Here is a 17,413-nt window from a genome sequence, read left to right on the forward strand (position 1 = left end):
GCGCGGGCCCGCCCGGGACGGCGGCCGTCAGGAGCGGCGGCCGGTCAGGAGCGCACCGGGCGCCGGGCCGGCTGCTCGCGCTCGCCGAACAGCCGGTGGTAGGCGGCAAGGTGGCGCGGGTCGGCCAGCAGGAACGGTAGGTCGGTCGGCACCATGTGGCGGATCACCAGCATCGGCAGCGGACTGCGCAGCGGCCGGAAGTCCGGGTTCCACAGGCCCGGCTGGTCCGGCGGCAGGTCGTGGAACTGGCCCAGCATCAGGCCGTCCTCGACGAAGGCGGTCTTCAGCTCCAGCTGGGTGCGGTCGACGAGTTCGGGTGCCTCGGCGGTCGGCAGGTCGGGGAAGACGATCAGGATGGTGGTGAACTGCGCCCGGGCGCCGCCGGGCGGCGCCAGCCGCAGGAACCAGTCCCGGTACAGCGCGACCGCCTCCGCCACCGGGCGGCGCCCGGCCGGCCGGCCCGGGCGGACCGCCAGGTGGAACCGCTCGTCGCGCAGCGAGGCGCCGACGAACGGGCAGACCGGCCCGGTGCGGCCGAGGTCGGGGTGCGGCTCGGTGAGGTAGGCGCGGGCCCAGTCCAGGACGGCGCGCAGCGCACCCGCGTGGGCCGCGGCGGCCGCCGGGAGGGCGGGGCCGCCGACGGCCGGTTCCAGGTCGGCGGCGGTCAGCAGGAACAGGTCCGGTCTGGTGGGGTGGGTGAGCATCAGGAGTCCCGCGGGTCGGCCGGGCGGGCGCCGGTCGGCCGCCCGGAGTCCGGAAGTGAGTCGTCGGCCTCGCGCAGCGGCCGGTACCCGTAGCCCGCGGCGGTCCAGGCCAGCGCGGCGAGGCCGGTGAGCACCACGACGGCGGCCATGCCGCGTCCCGGGCCGGTGCCGAGCACGGCGCCGATCAGGGTGCCGGGCAGGGTCGCGGGGTCGCGCAGCAGCGGTTCGAAGACGTGGTCGGTGAGCGGGCCGGTGACCAGGTAGCCGAGCGGCATCACCAGCCGGGCCAGCATCAGGCAGGTGGCGAGCACCCGGCCCTGGAGGTCGAGGCCGACCTTGAGCTGGACCAGGGCCAGCCAGTGGGCGTTGATCAGGGCCGCGCAGACGCCGATGCCGAACATGCCGGCGGTCGGGAAGAACGCGGTCGGGCGCAGGCCGATCACCACCGCGGAGGCGGCGAACAGCCCGACGAAGGCGATCATGCCGGCGGCCCGGCGGCGGGTGCCGCCCCAGAGCGCCATCAGGGCGCTGCCGGCGAGCAGTCCGGCGCCCTGGGCGGCGAGCACCACGCCGAGGGTGGCGGGTGAGCCGAAGGCCAGGACCAGCGGGGTGACCAGGACCGTCACCACGCCGCCGAGCGCGTTGGCGACGGCGAAGAAGACGGCGAGGGCGATCAGGCCGCGGCGGCGGGCCAGGAAGCGCCAGCCCTCGGTGATCTCGCGCAGCAGCGGCCCGTCCCGGCGGACGAAGCCGAGGTCGGGGAAGCGGACCACCAGCAGGGTGGTGAGCGAGATCGCGAAGGAGGCCACGTCCAGCCACACCACGGTGGCCAGGCCGACGGCCACCGCCAGGGCGCCGCCGAGGAGTTGGGCGAACAGGGTGCCGGTGGCGGTGCCCAGGCCGACCACGCCGTTGGCCTGGCCCAGGTAGCGTTTGGGGGTGAGCTGGGTGACGGCCGCGAGGTAGGCGGGCTGCCGGAAGGCGGTGGCGACGGCTCCCACGATCACCACCGCGTACAGCTGCCACAGCCGCAGGGACCCGGTGGTGAGCAGGGCGGCGGCGGCCGCGCCGGCGCCGAGGGCGGCCAGGTCGCAGCCGATCATCACCCGGCGGCGGTCGTAGCGGTCGGCGACGGCGCCCGCGATCGGCGCCGCCAGGATGGCCGGGAGCAGCGCGAACGCGGCGATGGCGGCGAAGGCGGTGACGGCGCCGGTGGTGCGGTAGGCCCACAGGCCGAGGGCGAAGGTGGACAGTCCGGTGCCGACCAGCGAGACCAGTTGGCCGAGGGTGACGGTGAGGAAGGCGGTGAGCCGGGCGGGCGGCGGCACCTCGGGCGGTTCGGCCGGTCCCTCCGCGCGCCGCCAGCGTTCCACCCGTTGCCGCAGCAGGTCGGCGAGGGCGGGTTCGCGCTGGAAGAAGTGGCCGGCGCCGGGGACCACGGCGGTGTCGACGGCGGAGCCGTAGGCGGCCCATTCGTGGGCGCGTTCGCGGTGGAACTCGGTGACCTTGTCGCGTTCGCCGACCACCACCAGGACGGGGGTGGGGCCGGCCGTGGCGGGGGCGCCGTAGAAGCGTTCGGCCTCGACGGCGTCGTGCCGCACGGCCGCGGCCAGCAGCCGGCGTTCCGGTTCGGGGAGGTCCTCGGCGAGGCCGCCGAGGGCGCGCAGGCCGTCGGTGAGGGCGCGGTCGGACTGCCGGCGGCCGGGGGCGAGGCGGGCCAGGCGGCCGAGCGGGCCCGGCAGTTCGGCGGTCGGGAAGGCCGCGCCGACGACCAGGCCGAGGACGGGGTGGCCGGCGGCGCGCAGTTCGGCCTCGATCGCGGTGGCGAGGGCGGCGCCGACGCAGTGGCCGTACAGGACCACCGGGCCGGGGCGTTCGCGCAGGATCCGCTCGGCGCAGCGGCGGGCGAGGCCGGCGGCCGCCTCGGCGCTCTCCTCCAGGTGGGCCGGGTCGCGGCCGGGCGGCTGGACGGCGTACAGGGCCCAGCCGTCGGGCAGCCGTTCGGCGAGGTCGCGGTAGACGATGGCGCCGGCGCCGCCGAACGGGACGGCGAGGACGGTGACCTCGGCCTGGTCGGCGGTGGTGCCGGTCATCCGGTGGATCAGGTCGGCGGTGCGGCCGGGCCCGCCGAGGCGGGCGGCGAGGGCGCGGACGGTGGGGTGGCCGAACAGGTCGAGGACGGAGAGCTCGGGGTCGATCCGGCGGACCGCGCGGACGGCGCGCATGGAGTCGCCGCCGGCGGCGAAGAAGTCCTCGTCGAGGCCGACCGGCCGTTCCAGGACGTCCTGGAAGACGGCGGCGACCAGGGCTTCGGCGGGGGTGGTGGGGGTCGCGGCCGGGCCGCCGGGGGTCGCCTCGGGCGGGGCGGGCAGGGCGGCCCGGTCGAGCTTTCCGGCGGGGCTGAGCGGCAGTTCGTCGATGGTGGCGAGCCGGGCGGGCACCAGGTGGGCGGGCAGGCGGCGGCGCAGCCAGGCGGTGACCTCGGTGAGGTCGACCGGCCCGGTGGTGACCAGGTGGCCGACCAGCCGGGGCTCGCCGGCCCGGTCGGGGCGCAGGACGACGGCGGCGCGGCGGATCCCGGGGTGTTCGGCGAGGACGGCTTCGATCTCGCCGGTCTCGATCCGGTGGCCGCGGAGTTTGATCTGGCCGTCGGCCCGTCCCAGCAGCAGGAGTTGGCCGTCGGCGCGGTGGCGGGCGAGGTCGCCGGTGCGGTAGAGGCGGCCGGGTCCGAAGGGGTTGGGGACGAAGGCGGCGGCGGTCAGGTCGGGCCTGCGGTGGTAGCCGTGGGCGAGGCCGGCGCCGCCGAGGTACAGGTCGCCGACGGCGCCGACCGGGACCGGGCGCAGGCGGTCGTCGAGGACGTACGCGGTGGTGTTGGCGAGCGGGCGGCCGACGGTGATCTCGCCGTCGTCGTCGATCCGGCGGGCGGTGGCCCAGACGGTGGCCTCGGTGGGGCCGTAGAGGTTCCACAGGGCGCCGACCCGCGGGCGCAGGGCGGCGGCGAGGTCGGTGGGCAGGGCCTCGCCGCCGCACAGGGCGGTGAGCCGCGGGCCGCCGCTCCAGCCGGCCTCCAGCAGCAGGCGCCAGGTGGCGGGGGTGGCCTGCAGGCAGGTGGCGCCGCTGTCGGCGATCCGGCGGGCGAGGGCGGCGCCGTCGCGGACGGTGGTGCGGTCGGCGAGTTCGACCCGGGCGCCGGTGACCAGCGGCAGCCACAGTTCCAGGCCGGCGATGTCGAAGGAGAGGGTGGTGATGGCCAGCAGGACGTCGTCGGGGCCGAAGCCGCCGAGGGTGCGGCGGATCGCGCCGAGCAGGTTGGCGAGGGCGCGGTGCGGGACGGCGACGCCCTTGGGGCGGCCGGTGGAGCCGGAGGTGTACAGCAGGTAGGCGGTGCGGTCGGGGTCGGGTGCGGGCAGCGGTACGGGCGGGGCCGCCGGGGTGGCGGGGCCCGGGCCGGGGGTGTGCAGGGCGAGGACCGGGCCGTCGAAGGGGACGCCGGGCAGGGCGGTGCCGTCGTCGGTGAGCAGGGCGGCGGCGCCGGAGTCGGCGAGCATGTGGGTGAGCCGCTCGGCGGGGTAGTCGGGATCGAGCGGCAGGTAGGTGCCGCCGGCCCGCAGCACGGCGAGCAGCGCGACCGGCAGCCGGGTGGTGCGGTCGGCGGCGACGCCGACCACGGTCTGCGGTCCGACGCCGTGGGCGGCGAGGGTGCGGGCCAGGGCGTCGGCCTGCCGGTCGAGTGCGGCGTAGTCGAGGGTGCGGGTGCCGTCGCCGACGGCGGTGGCGTGCGGGGTGCGGGCGGCCTGGGCGGCGATCTGCTCGGGCACGGTGGCGGTGGGCAGGTCGGCGGCGGTGTCGTTCCACGCGGTGAGGACGCGGTGCGTCTCGGCGGCGTCGGCGAGCGGCAGGTCGGCGAGGGCGGTGTCGGGGTCGGCGGCGACGGCCCGCAGCAGGGTGGCGAAGTGGCCGGCCAGCCGTTCGGCGGTGGCGGGGGCGAGGACGTCGGCGCTGTACTCCAGGGCGCCGGTGAGGCCGTCGGGCTGCTCGACCAGGATCAGCGAGAGGTCGAACTTGGCGACGCCGGTGGGGCCGTCGGCCGCGGTGGCGGTCAGTCCGGGCAGCCGCCAGACCGGGGCGGGCATGTTCTGCAGGGCGAACATGGTGGAGAACAGCGGCGTGCGGGCCGGGTCGCGGACCGGCGCGAGCTGCTCGACCAGCCATTCGAAGGGCACCTCGGCGTGGCCGAAGGCGGCCACGCAGGTGTCCCGGACGGCCCGCAGGTGCTCGCGGAAGGTCAGGCCGGGGCGCGGCCGGCCGCGCAGCGGCAGCATGTTGACGAAGAAGCCGACCAGGTCGTCGGCGTCGGGGTGGTGCCGGCCGGCCACCGGGACGCCGACCACCAGGTCGTCGGTGCCGGCGTACCGGGCGAGCAGCACCTGGTAGGCGGCGAACAGCGTCATGAAGGCGGTGGCGCCCTCGGCCCGGCCGATCCCCAGCAGGGGTGCGGAGACCTCGGCGGGGACGGTGAGGGGGACGGCGCCGCCGGTGTGGGTCGGGCGGGCGGGCCGGGGCCGGTCGGCGGGCAGCTCGAGGAAGGGCGGTGCGCCGCGCAGCAGTTCGCGCCAGTGCGCGAGGCCCTCGGTGTGGTCGGTGCCGCGCTGCCAGGCGGCGTGGTCGGCGTACTGGACTCCGGGCGGCGGCAGCGGGGTGCCCGCGTACGCGGCGCCGACCTCGGCGGCGAACAGCGCGTACGACCAGCCGTCGAAGACGATGTGGTGGAAGGTCAGCAGCAGCAGGTGGGCGCGGTCCTCGGTGCGCAGCAGCCGGGCCCGCAGCAGCGGGCCGGCGGCGAGGTCGAAGCCGTGCCGGAACTCGGCGTCGACCTCGGTGCGCAGCCGTTCGGCGGGGGCGCCGCGCAGGTCGGTGACGGGCAGCGGGACGGGCGCGGGCGGCAGCACCCGGGGGGCGGGGGCGCCGTCGGCGGCGGGGAAGACGGTGCGCAGGCTGTCGTGGCGGGCGGCGGCCGCGGTGAGTGCGGCGGCGAGCGCGGGCACGTCGAGGTCGCCGTCCAGGCGCAGCGCGTACGGGAGGTTGTAGGCGGGGTTGCCGGGGGTGACCTGGTCGAGGAACCAGAGCCGCTGCTGGGCGAAGGAGACCGTGACCGGGCTGCCGGGGCGCAGCGGCGGGTGGGTGGTCGTGCCGGGGCGCAGCGCGGCGAGTTGCCGGGCGAGGCCGGCGACCGTGGGGTGGGCGAACAGGACGGGCAGTGCCACGGTGGTGCCGAGGTCGCGGCGCAGCCGGGAGACGGCGCGGGTGGCGAGCAGGGAGTGGCCGCCGAGGGCGAAGAAGTCGGCGTCGGCGTCGGTGACGGGGACGCCGAGCAGGTCGGTGTAGACGGCGGCGACGGCGCGTTCCAGCCGGGTGGCGGGCGGGCGGCCGGTGGTGGCGGGGGCCGGGGCGGCGGGCAGCGCGGCGCGGTCGACCTTGCCGTTGGCGGTCAGCGGCAGGGCGTCGAGCGGGACGAGTGCGGCGGGGACGAGGTGGGCGGGCAGCCGGGCGGCGAGCCGGTCGGCGAGGCCGTCCAGGGCCGCCGGGGCGTCGGCGACCAGGTAGGCGGTCAGCCGGCCGTCGGCGGCGAGGACGGCGGCGTCGGTGATGCCGGGTTCGGCGCGCAGGGCGGCCTCGACCTCGCCGGGTTCGACCCGGTAGCCGCGGATCTTGACCTGCCGGTCGGCGCGGCCGAGGAACTCCACGGTGTCGTCGGGGCGCAGCCGGACCCGGTCGCCGGTGCGGTATCGGCGGGTGCCGGTGTCCGGGTCGGTGGTGAAGCGTTCGGCGGTCCGCCCGGGGTCGCCGTGGTAGCCGCGGGTGACGGCGGGGCCGCCGATCCACAGTTCGCCGACGGCCCCGGGCGGGACGGGCCGGCCGTGGCGGTCCAGGATCAGCGCCTCGACGTGCGGCAGCGGGCGGCCGAGCGGCGGCGCGGGGGGCCGGTCTGCCGCGGGGTGGTCCGAGAGGACGTGGGTGAGGACGCCGACGGTGGTCTCGGTGGGCCCGTAGTGGTTGACGATCCGCAGGCCGGGTCGCAGGGCGGCGGCCCGGTCGACGAGCTCCCAGCCGGCCGCCTCGCCGCCGAGCACCAGGCAGCGGCGGGGCAGCAGGTCGGCCGGCCGGTCGGCGGTGAGCAGCGCGGCGAGCTGGGAGGGGACCAGTTTGAGCAGGTCGACGGGGTGGTCGGCGAGGGCGGCGGCGAGCGCGTCGGCGTCGGCGACCAGGGCGGGGTCGAGCAGCCGGACGGTGCCGCCGGCCCACAGCGCGCCGAACAGCATGGTGTGGCCGAGGTCGGCGGCGAGGGTGGAGCAGACGGCGTACTGCTCGGCGGCCGGCGCGGCGGCCGGGTCGGGGGTGAGTACCGGGGTGACGGCGGCCAGGTAGGCGGCGAGGCTGTCGTGGCCGACGGCGACGCCCTTGGGGCGGCCGGTGGAGCCGGAGGTGAACATCACGTAGGCGAGGCCGGGCTGCGGGGTGCCGTCGGCGCCGGTGCGGCGGACGACGGGGGCGTGGGCGGGCCCGGAGACCAGCAGGGCGGCGCCGGCCGCGGTGAGCAGTTCGCGCTGCCGGGCCTCGGGCAGGGCGGGGTCGACGGGGAGGTAGGCGGCGCCGGCCCGCCAGCAGGCCAGCACGGCGGTGAGGAAGCCGGTGCCGGGGGTGGCGTGGACGGCGACGACGGCGGCGCCGTGCAGCCGTCCGGCCAGGGTGCGGGCGGCCCGGTCGAGTCCGGCGTAGTCGAGGGTGCCGTCGGGGGCGTGCACGGCGGGCCGGTCGGGGTGGGTGCGGACCCCGTGGTCGAAGCGGTCCAGCACGGTGTCCCGGACGGGCTGCCACGGCGGGCGGGCCGCGGCCCGGTCGCCGTCGGGCAGCGGCAGCCGGTCGACGGGGGCGTCGGGGTCGGCGGCGAGGGCGGTGAGCAGCGCGCCGTACTGCCGCAGGAAGCGCTCGACCGACGCCCGGTCGAACAGGGCGGTGCGGTACACCGCGGTGATCTCGACGGTGGGGCCGCCGAGGTCCTCGGCGGACAGCGAGAGGTCGACCTTGGCGGTCCGGGGTTCGACGTCCTGGTGGGTGACGTCCAGACCGTCCAGGCGCAGCGGTACCCGGGGGACGTGGGTGGCCACCAACTGCACCTGGTAGAGCGGGTGGTGGCCGGCCTGCCGGGTGGTGCGGCCGACCAGCCGGTCGAACGGCAGCGCGCTGTTGGCGGTGTCGGCGAGGACCGACTCCCGGACCCCGGCGAGCAGGTGGCGGCCGGTCAGGCCGTCGGGGAAGCGGGTGCGCAGCACGATGGTGTCCAGGAAGCAGCCGAACACCTCGGGCACCTCGTCGCGGCCCGCGACCGGGGTGCCGACCAGGACGTCGTCGACCCCGGCGTAGCGGGCGCACAGGGCCTGGAAGGCGGCCAGCAGGACCATGAAGGTGGTGCACCGGGTCTCGGCGGCCAGGCTGCGCAGGGCGGCGGTGGCCCTCTCGTCGAGGGTGAAGCGCAGGGCGGCGCCGGCGTCGTCGGCGACGGCCTGCCGGGGGCGGTCGGCGGGCAGTTCGAGGACGGTCGGGGCGCCGTCCAGCCGCTGCTGCCAGTAGGCGAGTTCGGGTTCGTGGGTGAGGTGGCGCCGGGCGTGGGTGACGTCGGCGTAGCCGGTGGCGGGCGGCAGCGGGCCGCCGTGCTGCCAGGCGGCGGCGAGGTCGGCGGCCAGCAGGCCGACCGACCAGCCGTCGGCGGCGATGTGGTGCAGGCAGACCACCAGGACGTGGTCGTCGGGGGCCAGCCGGAGCAGTTCGGCGCGCAGCGGCGGGCGCAGGTCCAGGTCGAAGGGTTCGGCGATCGCGCGGCGCAGCGCCGCGTCGAGGCCGTCGGGCGCCTCGCGGACCGGCAGCGGGACGGGCGCCGGGTCGTCGACGACGGGGGTGGGCTCGCCGCCGTCGTCGGCCGGCACCGGGTAGCGGGTGCGCAGGATCTCGTGCCGGGCGGCGACGGCGGTCAGCGCGCCGGCGAGCCGCGCCGCGTCGAGCGGGCCGCGCAGCCGCCAGGCGACCGGGATGGTGTAGGCGGCGCTGTCGGGGTCCCAGCGGTGCAGGAACCACAGCCGCCGCTGGGCGCCGGAGAGCGGGGTGGCGCCGGGGGGCCTGGGCGGGAAGGCGGGGGCGGCGGCGGGGCGGCGGGCCCGGGCCCGGGCGAGCCGTTCGGCCAGGCGCTGTTCCAGGGTGGCCGCCGGGGGTTCCAGGGTGGTCATCCGAGGTCCTCGACAATCGCCTTCTCGACGGCGCCGGCGAGCGCGGCGATGGTGGGTTCGTCGAACAGGGCCCGGACCGGGAAGGGGATCTCGAAGCGGTCCCGGATCCGGGCGGCGACGGCGGCGGCGAGCAGGGACTGGCCGCCGATCGCGAAGAAGTCGTCGTCCACGCCGGGTTCGGTGCCGAGCACCTCGGTCCAGATCTCGACCAGGATCTCCTCGATCGGCCCGGCCGGGCCGCGCCGGGCGGCCTGCTGCCCGGGGAGGTCGCCGGGGTCGGGCAGGGCGCGCCGGTCGACCTTGCCGGTGCTGGTGCGGGGCAGGGCGGGCAGGGTGACGAAGGCGGTGGGGACGGCGTGGGCGGGCAGCCGGTCGGCGAGGAAGGCGCGGACGGCGGCCGGCGCGAGCGGCCCGTCGGCGGCGGGCGGGGCGGGGACGGCGGGGGCGTCGGCGGCGGGTACCAGGTGGGCGACCAGCCGCTCCCCCGCGACCGGGTGGCGCTGGACGGCGGCGGCGGCGTCGGCGACGGCCGGGTGGGCGCGCAGTGCGGCCTCGATGTCGCCGATCTCGACCCGGGCGCCGCGGACGTTGACCTGGTCGTCGTTGCGGCCGAGCAGGGCGATCCGGCCGTCGGGCAGCCAGCGGGCCAGGTCGCCGGTGCGGTACATCCGGCCGCCGCCGTCGGCGAACGGGTCGGGCAGGAAGCGTTCGGCGGTCAGGTCCGGGCGTCCGAGGTAGCCGCGGCCGACGCCCGCGCCGCCGATGTACAGCTCGCCGGGGACGCCGACCGGGACCGGGCGGTGGTGCTCGTCCAGCAGGTGGACCAGGGCGCCGGGGATCGGGTGGCCGACGGTGGGCCGCCCGCCGCCGGGGCGGCAGACGCCGACGGCGGTGGCGGTGGTGGCCTCGGTCGGGCCGTAGGCGTTGACGAAGTGCCGGCCCGGTGCCCAGCGGTCGACCAGGGCGGCGCTGCACGCCTCGCCGCCGACGGTGATCGCGCGCACGGACGGCAGGTCGGTGTCGGGCAGTGCGGCGAGGACGGAGGCGGGCAGCACCAGGTTGGTGACGCCGTGCCGGCGGATCAGTGCGGCGAGGTCCTCCCCGGCCAGGTCCGCGTCGCCGCGGACCACCAGGGTGCCGCCGGTGGTGAGGGTCATGTAGACGTCGGAGATGGAGACGCTGAAGCCGAACGCGACGAACTGCAGCACGGTGGAGTCGGGCCGGACGTCGAACAGGTCGACCTTGGCGGCCACCAGGTTGGCCAGGCCGCCGTGGGTCAGCAGGACGCCCTTGGGGCGGCCGGTGGAGCCGGAGGTGAACATGATGTCGGCGGTGTCGTCGTCGCCGACCCGCACCGGCGGCCGGTCGGTGCGGCCCGGCTGGCGGGCGCCGAGGGTGGTGAGCGGCGCGGCGGTGAGCGCCCGCAGGCGTTCCGCGGTGCCGCCGGGTCCGTCGGTGCAGACCGCGAACGGCGGGGCGGCGTCGGCGAGCAGCTGCCGCAGCCGCTCGTCGGGGAAGGCCGGGTCGATCGGGACGTACACGCCGCCGGCCCGGTGCACGGCGATCATGGCGACCACCGAGTGGACCGAGCGGGGCAGGCAGACCGCGACCGGGGTGCCGGGGGTGAGGCCGTGTCCGGTCAGGGCGTGGGCGAGGCCGTTGACGGCCAGGTCGAGTGCGGCGTAGTCGAGGCTCTCGTCCTCGCAGACGACGGCGGGGCGGCTGGGCGGGCCGGCGATCCGGTCGTGCACCGGTCCGGGGCGGCGGGCGGGGGCGCCGCGGCCGAAGGCCAGCACCTGATCGCGTTCGGCGTCGGTGAGCAGCTCGATCGCGTCCAGGGCGGTCGCCGGGTCGGCGCCGGCGGCGGCGAGCACCCGCAGCAGCTGGTCGGCGAGCCGCTCGGCGAAGGCGGCGTCGAACAGGTCGGTGGCGTACTCCACCGCCAGCCGGTCCCGGTCGAGCACCACGGTGAGGTCGAACCGGCCGCGTTCGGCGGGGAGTTCGCCGTCGAAGCGGACGGTGGCACCGGGCAGCCGGACCTCGGTGAGCTCGGGCTGCTGGAGCACCAGCATCACCTGGAACACCGGGTGGTGGGCCCGCCGCCCGGCCGGCATCAGCTCCTCCACCAGCCGCTCGAACGGCAGCGCCCGGTGGGCGTACGCCCCGGCGGTGACCGCCCGGACCCGGTCGACGAGCTCGGCGAAGTCCGGCCGGCCGCCCAGGTCGACCCGGAGCGGCAGGGTGTTGACGAAGCAGCCGACGGCCGACTCGAAGGCGGCCCTGGGCCGGTCGCCGACCGGGGTGCCGACCACCAGGTCGCGCTGCCCGGTGCAGCGGTGCAGCACGGTCAGCAGGCCGGCCAGCAGCACCATGTACGGGGTGGCGCCGAGCCGCCGGGCGGTCCGGTCCAGGGTGCCGCGCAGCCCGGCCTGCAGGCGGCGGGCGGCGGTGGCGCCGCGGAAGCTGGGCTGCGGCGGGCGGGTCTCGCCGGGGGTGAGGTCGAGGAGCGGCGGGGCGCCGTCCAGGGTGCGGGTCCAGTACTCCAGCAGGGCGGGGTGCCGGTGCTGCTGGGCCTGTTCCCAGCGGGCCGGTTCGGCGGGGCCGGGGCCGGCCGGGCGGTCGGCGGGGCGGCGGCCCTCGGCCAGCGCCGGGTAGACCTCGGCCAGGTCGGCGAGCAGGATCTCCACCGAGCGCCCGTCGACGGCGATGTGGTGGACGGTCAGGCAGATCTCCCAGCGCCGATCGCCGGTCCGGGCCAGGGTGGCGCGCAGCAGCGGCGGGGCGGTCAGGTCGAACGGCCGGGCGGTCTGCGCGGCGAAGCGTTCGGCGGCGGAGCCGGGTGCGTGCCGCAGGTCGACCGTCTCGACCAGGTCGTCGGCGGTACCGGTCCAGGGCAGGACCCGCTGGCGCGGGCCGTCCGGGGTGTCGAGGTGGGCGGTGCGCAGCGCGGGGTGGCGGCGGACCAGTTCGGCGATGCTCTCGGCGAGGGCGCGCTCGTCGACGGCGGGGCCGGGCTGCGGGTCGGCGGTGACGGTGAGGCCGACCGAGACGTTGGAGATGGCCCGGTCGGGCGCGAACTGGTCGATGAACCAGTGCCGGGCCTGGGCCGAGCTCAGCGGGGCGTCGCCGTCGGCCGGCATCGGCGGTTCCAGCGGCTGTCCGGGGCCGTCGGCGCGCGCCGAGGCGTCCACGGTCCGGGCGAGGTCGGCGACCGTGCGGCGGCCGAACAGGTCGGCCGGGGCGAGGTCGGCGCCGCAGCGTTCGGCGATCCGGGCGACGATCCGCATCGCCCGCAGCGAGTGTCCGCCGAGTTCGTCGAACGGCTCGTCCACGCCGACCCGGAAGCCGAACACCTCCGACCAGATGTCCGCGAGCAGCGCCTCGGTGGGGGTGCGCGGTGGCGCCGCCGGGGGGCGTTCGCCGGCCGAGCGGGCCCGCAGCGCGGCCCGGTCGGTCTTGCCGTGGCCGGTCAGCGGCAGTGCGTCCAGGGCGTGCACGGCGGCCGGTACCAGGTGGGCGGGCAGCCGGGCGGCGAGGGCGCGGCGGACGGCGTCGGCCGCGGGGCCGTCGGGGGCGGGGACGTAGAACGCCCGCAGGCAGGGCTCGCCGGTGGCGTCCGGTCCGGCCACCACGGCGGCCGCCCGGACGCCCGGCAGGGCGCCGACCGCGGCCTCCACCTCGCCAGGCTCGACCCGGAAGCCGCGGATCTGCACCTGGTCGTCGGCGCGTCCGACGAACTCGTACGCGCCGTCCGGGCGGCGGCGCACCAGGTCGCCGGTCCGGTAGAGCCGGCCCGCGGCCGGGTCGGCGGTGAAGCGTTCGGCGGTGAGCTCCGGGCGGCCCAGGTAGCCGCGGGCCAGGCCCGCCCCGCCGAGGTACAGCTCGCCCACCTCGCCGTCGGGCGCCTCGGCGCCGGCCGCGTCGCGGACCAGGGCGGTGATCCCGGGCAGCGGGCGGCCGATGGCGGCCGGGCCGTCGCCGGGGTCGACCCGGCCGGAGAGCGCGACCACGGTGGACTCGGCGGGCCCGTAGTTGTCGACCAGGGTGAACGGCAGCCCGGCCGGGGGCCGGGCGGTGAGCCGGTCGCCGCCGGTGAGCAGGGTGCGCAGGGCGGTGGTGGCGGGCCAGGGCAGCGCGGTCAGGGCCTCGGCCAGCGGGGTGGCGGCGAACGCCAGGGTGATCCCGGCGTCGACCAGGAAGTCCCGCAGCCGGGCCGGGGAGCGCCGGTCGTGCTCGGTGGCGACCACCAGGGTGGCGCCCGCCGTCAGGTACGGCCACAGCTCCAGCACCGAGGCGTCGAAGCCGACCGCCGACAGCAGCGGGGTGCGGTCGCCGGGGCCGGGGGCGAAGGCGGCGTGCACCCAGCCCACCAGGTTCAGCAGGCTGCCGTGCTCGACGGCGACGCCCTTGGGGCGGCCGGTGGAGCCGGAGGTGTACACCACGTAGGCGAGGTCGCCGGGGGCCGGGGAGCCGGCCGGACGGCGGGGCGCGGCGGGGGTGCCGGCGGGGGTGCGGGCGGCGGTGACGGCGGCGGCGTCCAGCACCGCGGCCACGGCGGCGTCCGCGAGCATCAGCTCCCGGCGCTCGGCCGGGTAGGCGGGGTCGACCGGCAGGTAGCAGGCGCCCGCCCGCAGCACCGCGAGTGCGGCGACCACGTACTCGATCGAGCGCTCGCAGACCACCGCGACCGTGGCGCCCGGGCCCACGCCGGCTCCGGTCAGCCGCGCGGCCAGCGCGTCGGCCCAGTCGAGCAGGGCGCCGTAGGTGAGTTCCCGGTCACCCTGCAGCAGGGCGGTGCGGTCCGGGTCGGCGGCCGCGCGGGCCGCCACGAGCTCGGGCACAGTGGGCACGCGCACGTCCTTCTCCCGGCTGCGGGCACCACGGCGCGCAGCCTCCCCCCACCGACCCCAACGGCGGTGGCCGTCACAGCGGCCGGTGCACCTCGGTGAGTGCCCTGGCCCGGTCGAACAGGCACCGATAATCCCCGGCGGCCCGAACCAAGTCAATGAACTCCGCTGCCGGTCACGGCAGGTGACGGAGCGCCAGGGAAGGCCGGGCGGCGGTGACGGCCGGGGCGGATTTCCCGGCCGGAACCCCATCGGTGTTTTCAGCTGATCAGATCCATTCCACTATTCACCCGAGCTGACGCCCCTTTCCGTCGCCGCCCCGCCCGCCCCGCCCGTCCGGCCGCCCGCACGCCCCTGGCCTGCGACGCCGTCGCCACACGGCGCCGCCGGGACCGCTGCTCCCGGAAATCCCCGGAGACCGTTTCGCACACGGAACGTCACCGGCCGGGCCACGGGACCACCGCGCACCCGGCCGATTACCGCCGGTACCGGCACCGGCCCGCTACGGGCCGCCGCGGCCCGCGAACGGCCGCCACGCGCCGTCACCCCCTGTACACCCGGCGCCCGGCGGAGCCCCGGCCGCTAACCGGCGGTCAGGTGCGACCGGTGCACGGCCCGCACGCCATCCCCAGGAAAGCGGGGGGCCCCGGGCGTACGCTGAGGAGGTCCAGTCCCGTCCGTCCCTCCGTCACAGGATCAGGGGGTGGGAACGATGCAGGGTCCCCCCGGACACCACTCTCCGCCTCCGCCCGCCGCACCGTCGGTGGTCAGCTCCCGGGCCGGCGAGAAGGGCCTGAAGACCGGCGCCCTCGGCCTGGTCTCCTCGGTGGCGATCGGCCTGGCCTCCACCGCACCCGCGTACAGCCTGGCCGCCACGCTCGGCATCATCGTGGTCGGCGTGGGGCTGCAGGCGCCGATCATCACCATCCTGGCGTTCATCCCGATGCTGCTGATCGCCTACGCCTACAAGGAGCTCAACGCCTCCGACCCGGACTGCGGCACCACCTTCACCTGGGGCGCCCGCGCCTTCGGGCCGCGCACCGGCTGGATGGGGGGCTGGGGCATCGTGGCGGCCGACATCATCGTGATGGCCAACCTCGCCCAGATCGCCGGCGTGTACGGCTTCCGGCTGTTCGGCTTCGACGGCCTCGCCGAGAGCACCGTGTGGACCACCGTCGCCGGGGTCATCTGGATCATCGTGATGACCGCGATCTGCTACGTCGGCATCGAGATCTCCGCCGCCCTGCAGCGCTGGCTGCTGTGCATCGAGGTCGTGATGCTGGTGCTGCTGTCGGTGACCGCCCTGGTCAAGGTCTACGGCTCGCACCCCCCGGACACCGCGATCCACGTCTCCGCGTCCTGGTTCAACCCCTTCGCGGTCTCCTCCACCACCGCGTTCACCGCCGGCATCCTGGCCGCCGTGTTCATCTACTGGGGCTGGGACACCGCCGTCTCCGTCAACGAGGAGACCGCCGACGCCGCCCGTACCCCCGGACGCGCCGCCGTCATCTCCACCGTGCTCCTGCTGATCATCTACGCCCTGGTCTCCACCTCCGCCCAGGCCTTCGCCGGGATCGGCACCGAGGGCATCGGACTCGGCAACGAGGACAACTCCGGCGATGTGCTCTCCTCACTCGGCGCAGCCGTGTTCGGCAGCGCGGGCCTCGGCTGGTTCCTCACCAAACTGCTCATCTTCATGGTGCTGACCTCCTCCGCGGCCTCCACCCAGACCACCATCCTGCCGACCGCCCGGACCACCTTCTCGATGGCCGCGCACAAGGCCATCCCCCGCGAGTTCGCCCGGGTCCACCCCCGGCACCTCACCCCGACCTGGTCCACCGTCGGCATGGGCCTCGCCTCGATCGCCTTCTACGTCCTGCTCACCGCGATCAGCGGCAACGTCCTCGCCGACTCGATCGCCTCGGTCGGCCTCGCCATCGCCTTCTACTACGGCCTGACCGGCTTCGCCTGCGTCTGGTACTACCGCAAGGTGCTCACCCGCAGCGCCAAGGACTTCATCTTCAAGGGCGTCGCACCGCTGCTCGGCGGCCTGATGCTGCTCTACTTCTTCTGCTACGGCGCCTTCGACGTCTACGCCGACCCCGACTACGGATCCACCTCCATCGACCTGCCGATCTTCGGGCAGACCGGCGGGGTCACCGTGATCGGCATCGGCGCGCTGATCCTCGGCTTCCTGCTGATGCTCGTCCAGTGGGCCGTCCAGGGCTCCTGGTTCAGGCACCCGGACGTCCCGGTCAGCGCCGCCGACCCCTCCGACGCCCCGTGAGGCCGCGATGAGGATCCTGCTGGTGGGCGCGGGCGGCGTCGGCACCGCCGCCGCCCGGATCGCGGTCCGGCGCCCCTTCTTCGAATGCTTCGTGGTGGCCGACTTCGACCCCGCCCGGGCCGAGGCCGCGGTCGCCTCGCTGGCCGGCGAGGCCGGCGCGGAACGGTTCCGCCCGGCCACCGTCGACGCCTCCGACACCGCCGCCGTCACCGCGCTGCTCACCGAACACCGCTGCGACGTCCTGTTCAACGCCACCGACCCGCGGTTCGTGCTGCCGCTGTTCGAGGCCGCGCTGGCCGGGCGGGCGCACTACCTCGACATGGCGATGTCGCTGTCCCACCCGCACCCCGAACGCCCCTACCAGGAGTGCGGGATCAAACTCGGCGACGGCCAGTTCGCCCGGGCCCGCGCCTGGGAGGACGCCGGGCTGCTGGCCCTGTGCGGCATGGGCGTCGAACCCGGCCTCTCGGACGTCTTCGCCCGCTACGCGGCGGACGAACTCTTCGACACCATCGACGAGATCGGGGTCCGCGACGGCGCCGACCTGACCGTCGACGGGTACGACTTCGCGCCCTCGTTCTCGATCTGGACCACCATCGAGGAGTGCCTCAACCCGCCGGTCGTCTTCGAGTCCGGACTCGGCTGGTTCACCACCGAACCCTTCAGCGAGCCCGAGGTGTTCGACTTCCCCGACGGCATCGGGCCGGTCGAGTGCGTCAACGTCGAGCACGAGGAGGTCCTGCTGATCCCCCGCTGGATCGACGCCCGCCGGGTCACCTTCAAGTACGGCCTCGGGCAGGACTTCATCGAGGTGCTCAAGACGCTCCACCGGCTCGGCCTGTCCGCCACCGACCCGGTCACCGTCCCCGCCGCACACGGGCCGGTCGGGGTCTCCCCCCGCGACGTGGTCGCCGCCTGCCTGCCCGACCCGGCCACCCTCGGCGACCGGATGCACGGCAGGACCTGCGCCGGCACCTGGGTCCGCGGCGCCAAGAACGGGCAGCCGCGGCAGGTGTACCTGCACCACGTGGTGGACAACGCCTGGTCGATGCGCGAGTACGGCTCGCAGGCCGTGGTCTGGCAGACCGCGGTGAACCCGGTCGTCGCCCTCGAACTGCTCGCCACCGGCGCCTGGGCCGGCGCCGGCGTCCTCGGCCCCGAAGCCCTGCCGCCCCGCCCGTTCCTGGACCTGCTCACCGCCTACGGCTCCCCCTGGGCGCTGCGCGAGGAGACCCCCCGCGCCGCCGCGGCCTGACCGGCCCGCGGGCCGCCCCCGGCCGGGCCCGCGCCCAA

Annotated in this window: 5 protein-coding genes; 2 read left to right on the forward strand and 3 right to left on the reverse strand. The window is 76.8% G+C overall.

Annotation, left to right across the window (positions count from 1 at the left end; all coding sequences use genetic code 11):
• Positions 1 to 44: 44 nt before the first annotated feature.
• From AC2TEW_RS08835 to AC2TEW_RS08845, 3 genes are read right to left on the reverse strand one after another with little or no spacing between them, the layout of a single operon-like run.
• Positions 45 to 704 (reverse strand): DUF6875 domain-containing protein, encoded by a 660-nt coding sequence (locus AC2TEW_RS08835; RefSeq protein ID WP_484622785.1) that lies wholly within the window; start codon positions 702 to 704, stop codon positions 45 to 47.
• On the reverse strand, positions 704 to 8,986 hold the full coding sequence (locus AC2TEW_RS08840; protein ID WP_484622786.1) for a non-ribosomal peptide synthetase/MFS transporter: 8,283 nt from the start codon (positions 8,984 to 8,986) through the stop codon (positions 704 to 706). Before AC2TEW_RS08840 ends, AC2TEW_RS08835 begins: the two co-directional genes overlap by 1 nt.
• Positions 8,983 to 13,836, reverse strand: coding sequence for a non-ribosomal peptide synthetase (locus AC2TEW_RS08845; RefSeq protein ID WP_484622787.1), 4,854 nt, complete (start codon positions 13,834 to 13,836; stop codon positions 8,983 to 8,985). Before AC2TEW_RS08845 ends, AC2TEW_RS08840 begins: the two co-directional genes overlap by 4 nt.
• Before the next feature lie 709 nt (positions 13,837 to 14,545).
• On the opposite strand from AC2TEW_RS08845, the gene AC2TEW_RS08850 reads away from it, so the two are divergent.
• Both AC2TEW_RS08850 and AC2TEW_RS08855 read left to right on the forward strand, forming a co-directional pair.
• Positions 14,546 to 16,120, forward strand: coding sequence for an APC family permease (locus tag AC2TEW_RS08850; RefSeq protein ID WP_484622788.1), 1,575 nt, complete (start codon positions 14,546 to 14,548; stop codon positions 16,118 to 16,120).
• 7 nt (positions 16,121 to 16,127) lie between these two features.
• Positions 16,128 to 17,375, forward strand: coding sequence for a saccharopine dehydrogenase family protein (locus AC2TEW_RS08855; protein WP_484622789.1), 1,248 nt, complete (start codon positions 16,128 to 16,130; stop codon positions 17,373 to 17,375).
• Positions 17,376 to 17,413: the final 38 nt, after the last annotated feature.

The sequence above is a fragment of the Kitasatospora sp. NEAU-CNBT7 genome (genome assembly GCF_057220535.1).

Bases quoted from the DNA above. Each gene is read 5' to 3' on its own strand.
- AC2TEW_RS08835 (WP_484622785.1), bottom strand. From the start codon at position 704: ATGCTCACCCACCCCACCAGACCGGACCTGTTCCTGCTGACCGCCGCC.
- AC2TEW_RS08840 (WP_484622786.1), bottom strand. From the start codon at position 8,986: ATGACCACCCTGGAACCCCCGGCGGCCACCCTGGAACAGCGCCTGGCC.
- AC2TEW_RS08850 (WP_484622788.1), top strand. From the start codon at position 14,546: ATGCAGGGTCCCCCCGGACACCACTCTCCGCCTCCGCCCGCCGCACCG.
- AC2TEW_RS08855 (WP_484622789.1), top strand. From the start codon at position 16,128: ATGAGGATCCTGCTGGTGGGCGCGGGCGGCGTCGGCACCGCCGCCGCC.